This window comes from Parendozoicomonas sp. 2304DJ65-17, assembly GCF_058148445.1.
Genome location: NZ_JBYVJV010000065.1, coordinates 1 through 255, shown reverse-complemented (window position 1 = coordinate 255; position 255 = coordinate 1). Strand labels below are relative to the sequence as shown.

Genomic DNA, 255 nt, shown 5'->3' with positions numbered 1-255 from the left:
AGTGGTGCCATTGCCCTGCTCCGCGACACAGCCAGCTGCTGGCAGTTTATCTACCACCACACTATAAGTGCCGTCGTTATTATCCCGCTCCGTCATCTGGAGTGATGGATCTTCAGCGTTGATAACTGCAATCAATCCTGCAATCACCTTGCGAACATCATCTCCACGTTTGGCCTGATACTCGTACTGCACGCCATCAATAGAAACTACAAAAGTTTCTCCGCTGACAAAGCTTTGCGGAATAACAAATTCAGC

Annotated in this window: 1 protein-coding gene; it reads right to left on the bottom strand. The window is 48.6% G+C overall.

What is annotated here, in order from left to right; translation table 11 throughout:
- A partial coding sequence (locus tag ACY2RR_RS24550; RefSeq protein WP_490110828.1) for a hypothetical protein occupies window positions 1–255 on the bottom strand: 255 nt, incomplete at both ends.